This window comes from Bacillus sp. NEAU-242-2, assembly GCF_027853835.1.
Lineage (GTDB): Bacteria > Bacillota > Bacilli > Bacillales > Bacillaceae > Bacillus > Bacillus velezensis.
On sequence record NZ_JAPNNY010000001.1, the window covers coordinates 728,042 to 743,321 of the forward strand.

Below are 15,280 nucleotides of genomic sequence, written 5' to 3' on the forward strand. Positions count from 1 at the left end.
TAGAATGAACATAGCAGACCATTTTTCGAATTGTGAGGGATGCTCATGCTTTTGTTTTTTCAGATCATGGTGTGGACGATGGCGGCCGCACTCATTTTATATGTGTACGCATCCTGGCGGTATGAGGCAAAGGTAAAAGAAAAAATGTTTGCCATCCGTAAAACGTGGTATTTACTATTTGTAGTAGGCGCCATGGTCTATTGGACATATGATCCCGAATCGCTCTTTGCCGCATGGAGACAATATTTGATTGTTGCCGTCTGCTTTGCCCTTATTGATGCGTTTATCTTTTTGAGCGCGTATATCAAAAAGCTCGCCGGCAATGAATTAGAGACGGATACGCGGGAAATTTTAGAAGAAAATAACGAAATGCTTCACTCCTATCTTGAAAAACTGAAAACCTATCAATATCTGTTGAAAAATGAACCGATCCATGTATATTATGGAAGTACAGAAGCTTATGCGGAAGGCATCAGCAGACTGCTGGCCGCTTATGGAGAAAAAATGAATGTCACGGCTTCCTTGTGCGACTATTCCGCACAATCGGATAAGGACCGCTTGACGGAGCATATGCCTGATGCGGCGGACGTTCAGTCCCGTCTTAACCGTAAAGACGTCTACTATGATCAAAAAGGCAGGCTTGTGCTTATTCCGTTTACAGTCCAGAACCGCCATTACGTGATCAAACTCACGTCGGAAAACCTGTTGACGGAATTCGATTATTTGCTTTTCACATCGCTAACGAGCATTTATGATTTAATGCTGCCAATAGAAGAGGAAGGTGACGGTTAAATGGAGCAGGCATTTCAAAACGGGCAGCCGGAACAAAGAGCGAAACCGTTCAAAATGTTTAAAAAACGTTCAATGACAAGTATCGCAAGTTACCAGGTCAGCCCTCATACCGCCAGAATTTTCAAAGAAAACGAGCGGCTGATTGACAAGTATAAACAAAAAAAAGCTTGATTACACTAAGGACAGGAGACACGGCTCTTGTCCTTATTCCTTTTTTCCTTATCTTTCATATAATAAAACCAACAAAGAGATGCGACAGGTGATGATGTGAAGAAAATTGTCAGGCGTGTAAAGTTTGTGGATTACGGACGCTTCGGGCTTTCCGCTTATTCGCTGAGGATGCGGGCGAGGAATCTCGGGCTATTGAACCGGTTGAAAAAGAAAAAAGGCTGAATCCCGCAATGTGAACGGGACTCAGCCTTTTTTGTTAAAGCTGCATCAGAATTTTCGCTTTTACAGCGGGACCGTAGACGCCGTCAGACGTCAGTCCGTTTACAGATTGGAAGCGGGCCACGGCATCTGCCGTTTTCGGACCGTAGATACCGTCAATGCCGTTATTGACAGCTCCTTTTTCAGGATAGAAATAAAGCGCTGCGAGCGCGTTTTGCACCTGGTATACCTTTTCACCGGACGTGTACGGCTCTGTCAGCTTGATCACCTCGTCCGGAAGAGAATACAGTGCTTCAACCGGCGGGCTGACGATCAGCACTTGTCCGACTTTAATCAGGTTCGGGTCAGCGATGTTATTCCATTTCTGCAGATCGGCCACGCTGACGCCGAATTTCCGCGCGATCGCCGACAGCGTATCTCCTTTTTGGACGGTATACGTCTGTCTTTCCTCAGAACCGATTCCCGCTTTAAACTCATCCCATGTATCCAGCAGTCTTCTCGGACAAAGCTTTCCTGACCAATGCTTGTGCGCAACGACATTCGCAAGCGGGATGCCGTGCGACGTCATTAATGTGCGGATGAGCCATTGGGCGTTTGCCACGGCCTGTGAAAAGTTGCCGTCTGCGTTTTCACAAATTTCAATACCGATGGATTTACGGTTGCCGTCCCCGTTTCCGTCACCGGCATGCCAGCCGTTTTCGTTCAGCGGAAGATGCTGATAAATTTCCGTATCATCGACTGTGAAATGCCAGCTTGTCGGTGTATCGGGATTTTTCACATAGCTTGCGTGACTTTTGGCGTTAGCTCCGACTGCGGTATTGGCTGTATTGTGCACCGTAATGTAAATCGGTGTCATTGCATAGCCTGGGCGGTTATTGTTTCCTGCCGGGATAAAATCCTGTGTGATTTTTACCATATTCTCATCTCTCCTATTTCGATAAATTGTTTATTTTTAATAAAGCCTGCTGTTTTTTCCCTTTTGCTGTAACATAATTGTTTTTAAACCAGGCGGCGGCAGTCGTTATGATTGTAAAAACGGCCGACCCGGCGGCATACAGCGTATCTGCAAGCTGGCTGACCTGGTCCTCCTGAATATTCAGCGGCGATTTGCCGAACATCAGCAAAGTTTGATTCAATAAAGCAAGCAAAAGAAGCACCGTCCTGACGACCGTGCCTTTGTCCGCGAATTTCATATCGGTTTCCCCCTTACTTTTGCAGCAGATTGTACATGATGGCGATGGCTCCGCCAATGACGCCCGTGCAGATTGCTGTCACGATCGCTCCTGTAATGGTCCGCTTAATCCATGTTGTGTTTTCGTCAATTTTGTTCAGTTTTTCATTCAGCGTCATGATTTGCTGATCCTGCCGGTCTGATACCCGCTCTAATGCGGCTACCCGCTGTTCAAGCACCTTTTGTTCACCTTTGATGCCTGCGAATTCTTTTTGCACCGCTTGTTCATCCAGAAGCACTTCCGCTCCCCCCTCTTACATTGTTCTCACCTCCCTTCGGAAGCTTCATTCTTAAGAAAATGCCGTGCCTTTGACAGAAAGGCTCCCGCCGGAAATGCTCTTGATTTCCATGACGATTTCCTTAAAGCCGGCAATATCAAACGACCACACTTCTTCTGTGCCTGACGTACCGGCGGCTGATGTCCCGTCATCAGACCTGATTCCTCTGATCGGCACATTTTTTCCCGAGATGGATCTCCCCCAAAACGCGACATGGCCCGACTCAGCCGTGCCGGTGATTTCGACGAGAAGTTTTTTCCAAGCGCCCGCTGAGAAGATGCTTCCCACGCCCGCCTCTGCTGCATTTTCATGAAAAATCACGTCAGTATATGAAAACGCCATATCACCGCCCGAACCGACAGATTGGTATAAAACAAATTCGGACTGTTTTTGATTTCCATTTTCAAAACGGAACCGGTAATATCTTTTTGTCAGGCAGACCCACCCCGAAGCGGTCAGCACTCCGCCTTTTACTGCGACAGAATGTGAAGCTGTCCACGAATTGTTATCCTCGCTCTCTTCGATAAAAAGAGTTCCGCTGCGGTCCGAATAAGCCCACCCCTGTGCTCTGTTTATTAAGACGGCTCCTAAACGGTCTTGTCCGAATTGACTGTAAACTTCAATCGCTTCTAGCGGCGTATTGGTAAGAAGCTCTGCCATTCCGGACAAATCAGCAACCGGTGTGACATAATCGTTTTTGTTACCGCGATAAGCTTTTACAGCGCCGGGCCTGCCAAGTTGATCGGCGGGAAATTCAAATGGATGCTTTTTCATCGGCCGTCCTCCTTTTCTCATTTATTAAAAATGACAAATAAAAAAAGCCGTCTGGCTTATGACACAGCATTTTTATAGTCTTCGTATGTTTCACCCGTTATTTCTTGAAATTCCTCAGGTGTGACATACTTCGCGGCCACACCTTCAGCCAGATCTTCGGCAGAGCAGTCATCATAGCCCATAGCCTGTTTTACCATTTCTGTTGAGGCCCACTCATAAAACAAGGCGTAAACCCAAAAGTTAAGCTTTTTCATTTTTTCATTCTCCTTTTACGTGTAAGAGTTCCAGTTTTAAAGACGCTAATTTTTCACCTAAAGCTTTATTCAACATCTCTGTTTTCTCCCTTGCTACCACTTCGGCAGACAATTGTACACCTAAAGCATTTTGAGCTTGTTCTGCTTGTTTTCTCGCTAGTTTTTCATCTGCCAGTTGCTGTCCGATTTCTTTCAACTGTTCCACAATGGGATCCGGCTCCACCACATCCTGATACTTGTTTTTTTGATTTTCCTTATATTCTTGATCAGCAGATTCGTTCCAAATTTTATTTACTTCATCAAACTGCGGTCTCCATAAGCCGTCCGGAGGTTTTATGGTTGTTGAGTTTTGCGGCATTGTACTTGATATACTGTCTAAGATTTCAGGCCTTTGAAAATAAAAACTCTCATCATACAAAAAGACTTGCATATTCATCCCTCATTACAAAGTGAAATTATTATCTATTGAAATCCCTGTAATATTTTCCTCTATTTTAGCGAATTTTCCGCTAAATCTCAGTTCACCCGTTGGTTCGGCATAATATTTTGTTACCCCCGTTGTTCCAAAGAAAGTGGCAGCCATTGCTTTCTGTGTTGAAGGATGAGCTTCAGCAGGGAGTACAGCAAAAACACTATCGAAGTCTGGAGGAACCACTTCACCACGGGTGAATACTTGGTTGCCCCACACTGCATACTGAGGTTTTCTTCCGCCAACCTTATGTCCATTAATTAGCGTTAAATCATACCAAGTTATTTTATTAAAATCTTCTTCAGTAAATAGACGTTTCCACCCCTTAAAAACACCGTCTGTATGAACAGTTGCAATCCATACATTGTTATCGTAACTTCTCCAAGCTAAAATCGACTTCCTCCCTGACTCCCCCTCAACCACATCATAGTTAAACCAGGAATTATCATTTTCAACCGGATTGTTTTTAAGCTGAGCACCCATTCCACAATAAAACCCCGAGCTCAGCGCCAGTATGTCTGATCCGTTTTCTAATCGTGTCCGTCTCCCATCATCCTTTGTCAACTTCGCCAACTGGCCGCCGTTCCATTTGTCTCTTTCGATAGGGCTTATATGAATTGATGAATCTATCGCATGTGCATCGACCTTTGACTGCGCTCCAGCTATGGATTCAATTGGATACCAATTGATTGCTGTTTGATTAGAGTTATAATAAAACCACCATGCATTACCCTTCACGTCTACAGCATAACCATTACCTATTCCCGGCTGCCCCACTAACTGCATACCGCGCAGACTCGTATTTGACGGGTTGTCTGTTACTGCATTGGTTCCGTAAAAAGTTACAGAACCAACATCTTTTAACGAGTCATAAAACGAGCCGGAAGTTAAATTGATTTTTTGCGTGCCGTTATCAGCGGTGATTTTAAACAGCTGCCCTGCATTCCATGTATCCTTCTCAGCTTTCGTTACATGGATATCAGTCTGATTTGTGTGGGCATCGACTTTTTTTTGGGCGCCTTCCGAAGTTTCTAACTGAACCCAATCGGTCCAGCCGGAAGCTTTAAGGGTTTTTCTCCATGTGCCTCCTTCATAATCCATTGCCAGAGCCTCACCATAAGACTTGAATCCGATATATAAGCCTCTGGTGGAAAGCGGAGGAGTATGAACTCCCGTGTTATTTGTGTAAAAGAAAAAAGATTGATTAAGCTGGTCTACAATTTGATGAAAATCCAAGCCATCTTGTATACTTATTAAATATTTCCCTGAATCATCCGTCAGCTTTGTTAATTGCCCGTTATTCCACTTCTGGCGCTCTTCTTTCGTCACATGCCGGTCCAGATCTTGATTGTGCTGGTCGAAATCTTTTTTTGCTGCCTGCTGGACGTTGTCCACGTTTCCGAGGCCGATTTGCGCCTTTGTCGTTTTGTGCGGGTTGTTCATGTCGTTTTTATGGGCCGCCAGATCCGTGTGGGCGTCTTTTATGCCTTTTTCCCAGCGGTTGACATCATCTTCATTAATCGGATCGTCCGGAAGCCAGTCTGTTTTTTCTTCGTAAGCCATCGTTACACCACCTCAAAGGTAAATCTTAAATCAAGCGTTCTGTTATTGCTGAGATCTAAATTTGTTTTTCGTTCTGTAATGACGCTTCCTGTTTCGTCAAGCATCTGCACGGTTTCAATGTGTTTGACGTCTTCTTCTCTGCGTGTGAGAACGGTGACTGCGGCATCTTTTACGGAAATGTCCGCAATCGGAGTTTCTTTGCCGTTTAACAGCACTTTTGTGATCCTGTTTTTCAGATCGGCTGCGGCACGCTGTCTGTAAGCGGCTGATATCATGGTAAGACCACCTCGTTATTGTTGAGTGTGACGGAATAACCGACCTTCAGTTCACTGACTTTTCGGTATCTCCGATTGTTGAGAATGACCCGGTCTTTGATTTCCAGTGTTTCGTTTAATGCGGCTCTCAGTGTATACGCCAAATGAGCGGGTTTGATTTTTTCAAGCGTTTCAATCAGCTCGTTCATGTGCTGCAGGTCATCAAGCCCGATATCGGCATAAAAACGATACTGCCCCGGGAACATCCGAACATAAGCTGACGGATGTTTTAAAAAACGGTTTAGCGCCTGCTCGATCGCTTGATGGGTGATGGGCGGAATATTCGACATCTTCGAAATCAGCCTGAGCCGTCTCATATCCTCCGTGTCACCTGATTCCCGCGGTATTTTTAATATTTTTTCCCAGCGGTCAAGCCCCCATGTCGCCGTCGTGATAAAGAGCTGATCGGTCAAATCGAAAATATCGTTATTCTGCCGCTCAAACTCAGGAGCTTCCGCCTCAAGCAGTTGTGCCATCTCTTTTAATCGGGTTAAAAACGGCGGGAGGTACGCCGTCATCTCATCGAGTCTGCTCAAGGATTCTCACCTCTTTGAGTTTCGGAATTTCCACGTCACTGAGCACGAGGTTTTCCGCCGCACCGTTCATTTTGATATCGGCGTAGTCACTGACGGATGCCGAGTTATAAACGATGTTGTTAATTTGTGATAAACGGACGGTGTTTTCTTCGAAGGCCATTTTCTTAAATAAATTCAGGACGCCTTTTTCAATCTCCGCTTTTACGTCATCGATCGAGCTGTTCAGCTCAGGCAGCACGGAAGCGGAGATTTCGATTTCTTTCCATACGGCGCTTTCCACCGTTACTGCCGCTCCGATCGGCGCCTGTCCTTCTCCCTGCCCTTCGTCCGGATCAATATAATCCTTTACTTTTTTGATCAGAATATCTGATGCCGGTTCCAAATTCGCATTTGTGATGACAACTTTCACCGTTCCGTCTCCGTTCCAAAGCGGGAAGATTTTCGCCCTGCCGACGCCGTCAACCTCTTCGGCCCATTGTTTATAATGCTGTTTATTTGCGCTGACTGCTTCCCGGCGGACACGGGTAAAATAGCGCGCCCTTAAGCTGTTGTCGTCTTCTTCCTCACGGCCGGGAATCAATATATCGCGCACGACTGCTTTCTCAAGCCCGGGTATCGTATCAAGCGGCAGCAGGTTTTGCCCTGAAATGCCGGCATTGCCCGCTTCACCGGCTGTTTCACATTCAAGCGTTCCATCCCCCGTATATTGAAAATACAGGTTATCAACGAAGAAACGGGAGCCTGGCGGAATGGTGATGCCCGCTGTGAATTCTCCGGCTCTGACCGCTTTTGTGGCAGGTGTTCGTTCAATTCCCGCTTCAGCAGCACGCCTGTCCAGAAATTCTCCCTGAGCCGTATCGGAAAACACGAGCTCCAGCACGGTATCCAGCCAAATATAAGACTTTGCGAGCTCAGCGGCCGCAGGCGCGAGCGCATTGTAAATGACGCTGCCTTCTCTCGTATCAATGTCCGCCGTAACGCGCGCCAGCATTCTGTCCATAATGTCGTCAAACGTCTGAGCTTCAAACATCCTCACCCAGCACCTCCTCTATCTCAAGCATGCCCTCATCAGTTTCAACGGTAAAAGAGACGATGAAGGCATCATCTTTTTTCTCAATCTCAAAATTGGTAACGGCCAAAATCCGGTCATCATACAGCAAGGCTTCTTCTATCAGTCTTGGAATCTCCATTTTTTTATAAGCATCCGTCGTGTTCTGATCTGAAAGCACTTCCTGAAGTTCGTTTCCGATATCATGGCTGAAAACCGAATATGAATACCGTTCTGTGTGAAGAGCGATATAGACGAATTGTCTGATTGCGTCCAGTCCGTTTATCAGTTCATTGGTAATCCGGTTGTTTTCAAAATCAATTCGGTAGGTTTGTGAAGTCTCAACGGCCTCACTCGCATCCTCCAAATCTTCAAATTCGATTTCCGGTGTCAGGGCCATTGCACCCGCTCCTTTTAGATTTGTTCATGTAAAAAAGCCCTCTTCGGCAGATAAAGCGGCTTTAATAGGCTGATATTCTCGTATATCTCCGTCCGGATGCCGGTTAAATTTTGTCCAGTACAAAGAAAGACTGTCCTCCTGTTAAAGCGGCGGTCATCACCCGATCTCCCGCCTGGAGCTGATCCTCTCCCCCGGATCTCAGCCGCTTCGGCACAATGAGTGCATCAGACGGAATCAAAAGTTTGTCGTGATCTTTCAGTTTCAGCTCGAGCGGCGAAACGGAGGTCACTTCGGCCGGGATCAGCTCCACCGGCGCTTCGGCGTCAACCGCTCCGACGGCTAAATGTTTAATGGCATCACTTAATCTCATCAGGATGTCCCCTCCGGAAGTGAATTTTTCTCCGTGACATCAATCGTCATGGTATGTTTTGTTCCTTGGAATTCATGGCGGTCCGTATCTACATAATAGGTTTTCTTCAGCCCGATTTCCGGAATTGAAATATAGACGGGCAATCCGCTTTCCAACCCAGGAATACCGATCGCCTGTATATTTTTCAGCTCTTTCTTAATGCCTTTTTTCTCAGCCTGCTTCACTTTTGCGCGCTGTTTCAGCTGGGCTTCGTTAATGTCGTCAGAAACCGTTTCGGTATACTGCAAAACGCCGAATGTTTTCATGCCGGCGCTGTCTGAGGCGGAAGCCTTTATCGTTTTATTGTCTTTTTGCAGCCGCATGACAACACGGGTTGCGGTGTCATCAATAGAGGTGCTGTATTGATACCCTGTAATATTAACTCCTGTTTCCAGCACCCATATGTCAGACGGCTCCGGCCATTCACGCAAGCCGAGCCTGCCTTTTTCTGAATAGAGCTGATAATTGCGCCCCGTCTGGCTTTTTGTCTGCTTTAACGCTTTTATCATCATATCGTAAAGGCTTGTATCATTTTTAAAAACGAGTGATTTAATGGTATGGCCTGTGTTGGCAATGGATGTGACGGGAATTTGAAAATCGCTGGCGATCCTTTTTAATATTTGATCAGCGCGCTTGTTGGAAAACACGTAAACGTCCTGGTTTTTCACAAGGTATTGGAGCATATCGTATGCGGTGAAGGCGACGGTATGCTCATCGGGCGTTCTTGCAAAAACAATACCGCGGAACAGCTCTTTTCCGTTCCATTTGAACAAAACCGTATCCCCTTCTGATACGCCGTAATACGTCTGGCTGCCCTGCTTTACGACAATCGTCGCTTCGATGGAGCGGGGCGCCTGATATCTGTGTCCTTCCAGCGTTACGCTTTCTGTGACAAGCTCAAGCCACTCCGTTTCTTTTATGACAAATAGTTCAATCATCTTTTCACCCGTTTCATTGCGGTATCTTCAGCTTCTGCCCCGGGAAGATCCAATGCCCCGGCTGCCGGATATTCCGTTTGCTGCGTTTAATCATGGCGGTTTTATTCGCGTTCCAGATTTTCCGCCACTCCGTGTGTTTTCCGTAAAACTTGCCGGCGATGTCCCAAAGCGTATCCCCTTTTTTGACGGTATATGTTTTGGGTGAAGCTTTGGACGGGCGCTTCGCTTTCGTTTTTTTCTTTTGTTTGATTTTTCTTGGCGAAGCGGTTTTATATTCTTTCAGTACGATATCAAAATTCCGGTCGCCGATTGCATTGTCACCTTCGCTGTAATTAAAGCTTTCAATACTGCATGTGACATTGATTTTTGTCCCTGTAATCAAAAACTGAACGGGTTTTTTCGCTTTCATCCATGCTTCAATGGCTGAAATGGCTTTTTCCGGTGAAGGAATGCTTTGATATTCGACAATCGGGCTGTACCGTTTCGGAAAAAAAGAAGAGAACGAAATTTCTTTCGCTCCCGGTTCTTCGATAAACGTCACCTCTCCAAGTCCGGTGACTTTCACGGAATCATTCTGCACGCTGTTTGCGATATCAATCGCTTCAGGGAGAACGGGAAGCCGGAGCTTGTCCTTCCCCTGAGACAGCCAAAATTCGTAAACAGATTTAGTCAAAAGCAACGGCCCCCTTTGCTCCGGTATAAATGTCTTTTTGCAGTTCATCAATCAGCGCCTGTTTGATTTTGGCGGCGAGGCTGTCGGCGTCCTGTCCGTTATGGAAATGCTGATCGCCGCTGAATTCGATTTTAATTTCTTTTGTTCCCGTTTTTTGAACGGTTTGTCCGCCGCCTTTAACGGCTGCGGATACCGTGCCGGCTGAAAGCGCCGCCGGTTCCGTCTGGGACGGATCGGACACTTCCATGCCGAGCGCCTGAGCCGCTTTTTGCAGCAGATAACGGCCGCGGATGCCCCGCTCTTCAGGGATGATCCACTCCCGTTTGTTCCCTTCGCCGACACGGGCGATCTGCTCCTTGGTAATCAGACCCCCATTGGCATAACCGACGTACGGGCCGCCATGAGCCATACTTTTAATCCCGGGGACATTGCTGATCGAGCCGTATCGGCTTTTAATATAGCCGATAGCGGCAGCGGCGTTGTGGATTGGATTTCTGATATCATTCATGCCCGGCGCTTTGTGATCTTCAAAGGTGCTCGGAATCGTCTGCATAAGCCCCTGTGACGGGTGTCCGGCTTTGGCGTTGCTGTCCCATAGATTAATGGAATTAGGGTTGCCGCCTGACTCATGCTGTGCGATCGTCATTAATCCCGGAAGCCAGCTGATCGGCGTATTGGTTGCTTTCATTGCGGCCAAAAGCCATTCTTTGACGCTTCCTCCCGCTGCACCCATGCCGGAAAAGGCTGCTGCAAGCGAGCCTGCCTGTTTTTCGGCGTATTTTTTCACGTCAACTGAGCTGAGGCCTTTGACGACGCCGACTGAAGCAAAGCGTCCGAGACTCATCATGACACGGGAAGGAGAGTGAATATCAAGCTCTTCCCTGAATGCGTCCTCGACTTTTTTGGCCATATCTTTGGCCGCCTGTTTGACTTCGCTTCCTTTTGCAGTCATTCCTGATACGAAGTGTCCGATCAGGCCTGATCCCCAGCCGTTCGCGGAATCTCTTGATTGAACAAACGGTTTATTGATATGTGTGCTTACGTATTGCGACGTTCCCGTATCTTTTGCATTCTGTCCGGCCGAATATCCTTTCACTGTGGCGGCGCCCCATGATGACGATTGATTAACCGCCGATTGATAAGGTGCTTTCACCTTTGTTTTTAAAAATGAATCGGTGCCCGTCGGCGATGTATTCTGACCTTTGGCATAGCCCGCAACGACTTGCTTTCCGTAACCGGGTGAAGACGAAATGAGGGCATTGAACGGCGTTCCGATGTTTTTCTCCTTCCAGCCGTCCATATCCACCGATTTATTGCTGATTCCGCTGTCAAAGCCTTCAGTAAACTGTTTGCCGAGTGATGAAGCCGTCCCGCCAAGTCCGGATGCCTCTACAGACGCTGCGGCCGATACAGATGCAGAAGAAGAAACACCGCCCGCTCCCGCCGGCACAGCGGAAGACTGAGCCGAAGCCGCACCCATATCATCGACAACACGCATGCCGAGCTTAGACGCAGCTTGTGAAAGCAGCATCTTTCCGCGTCCGCGATTGTTGTCGACGGGGATGACAAATTCTTTACCGGCTTCACCGATCCAGGAAATGGTCGGCTTTGTAATGTAGCCGCCCGTGGCGTTTTTGTCCGGTTTTTTCTTTTTATCTCCGCCGCCTGTGACGAAGTCCATTACGCCTGAAATCAATTTGCCGCCGGTTTTATCCCAAATCTTTTTCACCCAGTCGAATGCTGCAGAAAAAGCATCTGATATGGCTGTTCCCACTTTGACAAGAGGTTCTTTTATATGTTTCTCAAACCAGCCGCTTAACCCTTTCCATATATCCTTTACCGTATCTAAAGCAGTCGTGAAAGCGTCTGATATTCCTTTTCCGACTTTTTCCACCATGTTTTTCACCGGGTTCCAGACAATATCCATGAACCAGCCGGATACCGTACTGAAAACAGATTTAATTTTATCCCAAGCTCCTGTGATTTTACTCCAAATGGACGTCGCTACTCCGACGACAGCCGATTTTACGGGCTCCCAGACAGTGCTCATAAACCAGCCGGATACTGTGCTGAAGACACCTTGAATCGTCGTCCATGCATTCACGATATTTGACCAGATGCTTGTCGCCACTCCGACGACAGCCGTTGAAACCGGCGTCCATACATTCTCCATGAACCAGGATGACACCGTGCTGAAAATCCCTTGAATCGTCGTCCACGCATTCACGATATTTGACCAAATGCTTGTCGCCACTCCGGCGACAGCTGATGAAACCGGCGTCCATACATTTTCCATGAACCAGGATGAAACGCTTCCCCAAGTATCTTGTATTGTTGTCCAAGCACTTTGCGCCGCTTCGGAAATATCATTCCATGTGTCTTTCAAAGCCCCTGAATCAAAGGCCTCTCCCAAGCTGGAACCGCCTAAACTGCCGGCGATGCCGCCTACCGCGCCGCCGATTAATGTGCCCACTCCGGGAACAACGCTGCCGATTGCCGCTCCGGCCGCGGCTCCTGCAAGACCGCCGCCTGCTGAGCCGACCTTCTCTCCTGCATTATCTTTATTGATGCCGGCTAAATCAGTAAGTGATAACAATTCACCTATGCCGGGAATTCCTTTAGCGGCACCTTTTAACCCTTTCATACCGCCTTTCAGCGCCTTTGAATCTCCTAAGCCTTTCAAAAGCCCGCCGATGCCTTTACCTGCCCCTTTTGTTTTCGGCGTGTTTACGGATGCCTGTTTGCTTTCCTTTACGGAGGAACCTCTTTTCGAAGATTTATTCCGCCCTTCGACTTTACTGCTTTTGCCCCTCGTCACTCCGGTACAGCAGCAGCCCCCCAAAGCCCCGCCTGTTTTTTTGGCTGACCTTCCTGAAGATTTCGGTGATGGTCCCGTGCGCTGCGGACCCTTTGTCAGATCAGGACGCTTCGGGCTGTTGGTGCCGCCGGCAGAAAGGCTCCCCTTACTCTTTTCTTTTTTCGTGCCGCCTCCTAATAATCCGCCGACATTGAGTTTGCCTAATTTTTCAGCGATTCCTGAAAATATTTTTTCTATTAATTCCCCGGCTTTTTCGATGATTTTGTCCGGGCTGAATTTCTCAAATTTCTTGGCAATCTTGCTGACAATTTTATCAACAAATGCCTCAGCTTTTTCGATGATCGCATCAGGACTGAATTTGCCGAACTTTTTATCAATGCCTCCGAACAGTGAGGAAGTAAACTGCTCCACTTTTTCCAAAATCTTATCCGGATTGAGAAAATCGAATTTCTCAGAAATTCGGTCAATCGTGTCATTTACAAATTGTTCAGCACGGTCGATTAGCTTATCAGGACTGAATTTACCGATAACGTCGTCGACTTTCTTCATAAACGAATCAGTAAAATGATCCAGCTCTTTCAATATGGTCTCCGGACTGAATTTGCTGACAACGTCATCAACCTTTTTCATAAATGAATCAGTGAATTTATCCAGTTCTTTCAATATGGCTTCCGGACTGAATTTACTCACGACTCCGTCTACCTTTTTCATAAACGAATCAGCGAATTTGTCCAGCTCTGCTAATATCGTTGCCGGGCTGAATTTGCTTGCGATTTCATCCACTTTCCCCATGAATGAGGTCGTGAACTTGTCCAGTTCGGCTAATATCGTTGCCGGGCTGAATTTGCTTGCAATTTCGTCCGCTTTCCCCATGAATGAGGTCGTGAACTTGTCCAGTTCGGCTAATATCGTTGCCGGGCTGAACTTGCTTGCGATTTCGTCCGCTTTCCCCATGAATGAGGTCGTGAACTTGTCCAGCTCGACTAATATCGTTGCCGGGCTGAATTTGCTTGCGATTTCATCCACTTTCCCCATGAATGAGGTCGTGAACTTGTCCAGCTCGGCTAATATCGTTGCCGGGCTGAATTTGCTTGCGATTTCATCTACTTTTCCCATGAATGAGGTTGTGAACTTGTCCAGTTCGGCTAAAATCGTCTCCGGGCTGAATTTGCTTGCGATTTCATCTACTTTTCCCATAAATGAGGTCGTGAACTTGTCCAGCTCTGCTAATATCGTTGCCGGGCTGAATTTGCTTGCGATTTCATCTACTTTTCCCATAAATGAGGTCGTGAACTTGTCCAGTTCGGCTAAAATCGTCTCCGGGCTGAATTTGCTTGCGATTTCGTCCACTTTCCCCATGAATGAGGTCGTGAACTTATCCAGTTCAGCTAAAATCGTTGCCGGACTGAATTTGCTTGCGATTTCGTCCGCTTTCTTCATAAAGCTTGCAGCGAATTTATCCAGTTCCGCTATGATTGTTTCCGGATAAAATTTGGATGCGATGTCATTGACTTTTTTCATGAAGATGTCTGCAATGGAGTCAAGCATTGAAAAATCATTTTTCGGCGAAGCAGGAGCAGCAGATGCAGAAGCTTTTCCGACGTCCGGCATATTCTTTTGCATTGCAGCCAGCTGTGCTGTCACCGTTTCGTTTAACGATAATTGAATGACATTGTTTTTCCCCGTCAGCGAATCAATCCCCGCTGAAATTCGGCCGACTGTTTTCATGACGTGATCTATGACGCGTATAGTGACAGAGTACCCGTTCTTTAACGCAGATTGCATGTAGCGTTTGATACGTTCCATGGCAGGAGTCACTTCGTCTGACGCATACAGTGAAACGGTAAATCCTTTAAAACCGGCAGCCAGATCCCGCAATCTCTCAAATGCCGCTGTCGCGCTGTCTTTTGCTCCTATTTTAACGGTTAAAGACGCAGGCAGACCCGCTAATTGGGCTTGCACCTTTTGAATGACGGCACTGGCTCCGTCTTCAGCTGAAATAGAGATCGTTTGTGCGCCCAGCTTTCTTTTCATAGAGCGCTGGATGCGGTCAATTGTTCTTAAGACAGATTTACTCTCTTTGCGTATATCAATTTCACTTTGGCGTTTTGTCATTTTCCTGTATTTCTCAAGCGCTCTGAAGCCATTTTGGATTTTCCTTATTTTCTTTGAAACCCGATCTTCCAATTCAAAACGAGCGGTCAGCTTTGCCATGATGTCGCTCCCCCTTTCTTCGCTTGTTTTTCAAGAATGTCCAGCTTGTAACCGATTAAACCGTACAACAGCGCCTTAAAATGTCTCGGTGCTTCATATAACTCTTTCAGTTCTGATGGAGAATAATGAAGCTCATGCATCGCGTAATAGAGATACACGGCTTCCTTATTCCCATCTTT

Annotated in this window: 19 protein-coding genes; 3 read left to right on the plus strand and 16 right to left on the minus strand. The window is 46.9% G+C overall.

Annotated features, from left to right (window positions below; genetic code table 11):
- Positions 1 to 45: 45 nt before the first annotated feature.
- From OWN49_RS02875 to OWN49_RS02885, 3 genes are all read left to right on the plus strand, one after another.
- Positions 46 to 792, plus strand: a complete 747-nt coding sequence (locus OWN49_RS02875; RefSeq protein ID WP_057079950.1) for a type II toxin-antitoxin system SpoIISA family toxin — start codon at positions 46 to 48, stop codon at positions 790 to 792.
- Positions 793 to 963 carry a type II toxin-antitoxin system SpoIISB family antitoxin gene (locus OWN49_RS02880; protein WP_003154807.1) on the plus strand — a complete coding sequence of 57 codons (171 nt, stop codon included), beginning with the start codon at positions 793 to 795 and terminating at the stop codon, positions 961 to 963. It begins immediately after the preceding gene.
- A gap of 96 nt (positions 964 to 1,059) precedes the next feature.
- Positions 1,060 to 1,185: a hypothetical protein gene (locus OWN49_RS02885; RefSeq protein ID WP_003154809.1), complete on the plus strand. Its 126-nt coding sequence runs from the start codon at positions 1,060 to 1,062 to the stop codon at positions 1,183 to 1,185.
- Positions 1,186 to 1,219: 34 nt separating this feature from the next.
- Here OWN49_RS02885 and OWN49_RS02890 read toward each other — a convergent pair whose 3' ends face one another.
- The 16 genes from OWN49_RS02890 to OWN49_RS02965 form a co-directional block, all read right to left on the minus strand.
- A complete protein-coding gene (locus tag OWN49_RS02890; RefSeq protein WP_024085195.1) occupies positions 1,220 to 2,098 on the minus strand; it encodes an N-acetylmuramoyl-L-alanine amidase in 879 nt (292 codons plus the stop codon).
- Between the two features lie 13 nt (positions 2,099 to 2,111).
- Complete coding sequence (locus OWN49_RS02895; RefSeq protein ID WP_003154813.1) at positions 2,112 to 2,375, minus strand: phage holin; 264 nt, start codon at positions 2,373 to 2,375, stop codon at positions 2,112 to 2,114.
- Positions 2,376 to 2,388: 13 nt separating this feature from the next.
- A complete protein-coding gene (locus OWN49_RS02900; protein WP_003154815.1) occupies positions 2,389 to 2,652 on the minus strand; it encodes a hemolysin XhlA family protein in 264 nt (87 codons plus the stop codon).
- Positions 2,653 to 2,703: 51 nt separating this feature from the next.
- The gene (locus tag OWN49_RS02905; RefSeq protein ID WP_094247020.1) at positions 2,704 to 3,465 is read right to left on the minus strand and encodes a phage portal protein; all 762 of its coding nucleotides are present in this window, start codon (positions 3,463 to 3,465) and stop codon (positions 2,704 to 2,706) included.
- A gap of 56 nt (positions 3,466 to 3,521) precedes the next feature.
- Complete coding sequence (locus tag OWN49_RS02910; RefSeq protein ID WP_071391956.1) at positions 3,522 to 3,719, minus strand: XkdX family protein; 198 nt, start codon at positions 3,717 to 3,719, stop codon at positions 3,522 to 3,524.
- A 4-nt stretch (positions 3,720 to 3,723) separates the two neighbouring features.
- Positions 3,724 to 4,149, minus strand: coding sequence for an XkdW family protein (locus OWN49_RS02915; protein ID WP_176283280.1), 426 nt, complete (start codon positions 4,147 to 4,149; stop codon positions 3,724 to 3,726).
- A 12-nt stretch (positions 4,150 to 4,161) separates the two neighbouring features.
- Positions 4,162 to 5,751 (minus strand): hypothetical protein, encoded by a 1,590-nt coding sequence (locus OWN49_RS02920; protein WP_077722100.1) that lies wholly within the window; start codon positions 5,749 to 5,751, stop codon positions 4,162 to 4,164.
- 2 nt (positions 5,752 to 5,753) lie between these two features.
- A complete protein-coding gene (locus OWN49_RS02925) occupies positions 5,754 to 6,026 on the minus strand; it encodes a hypothetical protein (protein ID WP_003154822.1) in 273 nt (90 codons plus the stop codon).
- On the minus strand, positions 6,023 to 6,601 hold the full coding sequence (locus tag OWN49_RS02930; protein WP_007407262.1) for a YmfQ family protein: 579 nt from the start codon (positions 6,599 to 6,601) through the stop codon (positions 6,023 to 6,025). Before OWN49_RS02930 ends, OWN49_RS02925 begins: the two co-directional genes overlap by 4 nt.
- Complete coding sequence (locus OWN49_RS02935) at positions 6,585 to 7,631, minus strand: baseplate J/gp47 family protein (RefSeq protein WP_070081679.1); 1,047 nt, start codon at positions 7,629 to 7,631, stop codon at positions 6,585 to 6,587. Before OWN49_RS02935 ends, OWN49_RS02930 begins: the two co-directional genes overlap by 17 nt.
- On the minus strand, positions 7,624 to 8,049 hold the full coding sequence (locus tag OWN49_RS02940; protein ID WP_003154825.1) for a DUF2634 domain-containing protein: 426 nt from the start codon (positions 8,047 to 8,049) through the stop codon (positions 7,624 to 7,626). The genes OWN49_RS02935 and OWN49_RS02940 overlap by 8 nt, the downstream gene beginning before the upstream one ends.
- Positions 8,050 to 8,152: 103 nt before the next feature.
- Entirely contained in the window at positions 8,153 to 8,419 is a 267-nt protein-coding gene (locus OWN49_RS02945) for a DUF2577 family protein (RefSeq protein ID WP_176283279.1), read from the minus strand.
- Positions 8,419 to 9,396: an XkdQ/YqbQ family protein gene (locus OWN49_RS02950; protein ID WP_077722099.1), complete on the minus strand. Its 978-nt coding sequence runs from the start codon at positions 9,394 to 9,396 to the stop codon at positions 8,419 to 8,421. Before OWN49_RS02950 ends, OWN49_RS02945 begins: the two co-directional genes overlap by 1 nt.
- 13 nt (positions 9,397 to 9,409) lie before the next feature.
- A complete protein-coding gene (locus tag OWN49_RS02955; protein WP_176283278.1) occupies positions 9,410 to 10,069 on the minus strand; it encodes a LysM peptidoglycan-binding domain-containing protein in 660 nt (219 codons plus the stop codon).
- Positions 10,062 to 15,101, minus strand: a complete 5,040-nt coding sequence (locus OWN49_RS02960) for a transglycosylase SLT domain-containing protein (RefSeq protein ID WP_212102599.1) — start codon at positions 15,099 to 15,101, stop codon at positions 10,062 to 10,064. Before OWN49_RS02960 ends, OWN49_RS02955 begins: the two co-directional genes overlap by 8 nt.
- Positions 15,089 to 15,241, minus strand: coding sequence for a hypothetical protein (locus OWN49_RS02965; protein ID WP_015239684.1), 153 nt, complete (start codon positions 15,239 to 15,241; stop codon positions 15,089 to 15,091). Before OWN49_RS02965 ends, OWN49_RS02960 begins: the two co-directional genes overlap by 13 nt.
- Between the last annotated feature and the right edge of the window lie 39 nt (positions 15,242 to 15,280).

Bases quoted from the DNA above. Each gene is read 5' to 3' on its own strand.
- OWN49_RS02875 (WP_057079950.1), top strand. From the start codon at position 46: ATGCTTTTGTTTTTTCAGATCATGGTGTGGACGATGGCGGCCGCACTC.
- OWN49_RS02880 (WP_003154807.1), top strand. From the start codon at position 793: ATGGAGCAGGCATTTCAAAACGGGCAGCCGGAACAAAGAGCGAAACCG.
- OWN49_RS02890 (WP_024085195.1), bottom strand. From the start codon at position 2,098: ATGGTAAAAATCACACAGGATTTTATCCCGGCAGGAAACAATAACCGC.
- OWN49_RS02895 (WP_003154813.1), bottom strand. From the start codon at position 2,375: ATGAAATTCGCGGACAAAGGCACGGTCGTCAGGACGGTGCTTCTTTTG.
- OWN49_RS02905 (WP_094247020.1), bottom strand. From the start codon at position 3,465: ATGAAAAAGCATCCATTTGAATTTCCCGCCGATCAACTTGGCAGGCCC.
- OWN49_RS02910 (WP_071391956.1), bottom strand. From the start codon at position 3,719: ATGAAAAAGCTTAACTTTTGGGTTTACGCCTTGTTTTATGAGTGGGCC.
- OWN49_RS02915 (WP_176283280.1), bottom strand. From the start codon at position 4,149: ATGCAAGTCTTTTTGTATGATGAGAGTTTTTATTTTCAAAGGCCTGAA.
- OWN49_RS02920 (WP_077722100.1), bottom strand. From the start codon at position 5,751: ATGGCTTACGAAGAAAAAACAGACTGGCTTCCGGACGATCCGATTAAT.
- OWN49_RS02925 (WP_003154822.1), bottom strand. From the start codon at position 6,026: ATGATATCAGCCGCTTACAGACAGCGTGCCGCAGCCGATCTGAAAAAC.
- OWN49_RS02935 (WP_070081679.1), bottom strand. From the start codon at position 7,631: ATGTTTGAAGCTCAGACGTTTGACGACATTATGGACAGAATGCTGGCG.
- OWN49_RS02940 (WP_003154825.1), bottom strand. From the start codon at position 8,049: ATGGCCCTGACACCGGAAATCGAATTTGAAGATTTGGAGGATGCGAGT.
- OWN49_RS02945 (WP_176283279.1), bottom strand. From the start codon at position 8,419: ATGAGATTAAGTGATGCCATTAAACATTTAGCCGTCGGAGCGGTTGAC.
- OWN49_RS02950 (WP_077722099.1), bottom strand. From the start codon at position 9,396: ATGATTGAACTATTTGTCATAAAAGAAACGGAGTGGCTTGAGCTTGTC.
- OWN49_RS02960 (WP_212102599.1), bottom strand. From the start codon at position 15,101: ATGGCAAAGCTGACCGCTCGTTTTGAATTGGAAGATCGGGTTTCAAAG.
- OWN49_RS02965 (WP_015239684.1), bottom strand. From the start codon at position 15,241: ATGCATGAGCTTCATTATTCTCCATCAGAACTGAAAGAGTTATATGAA.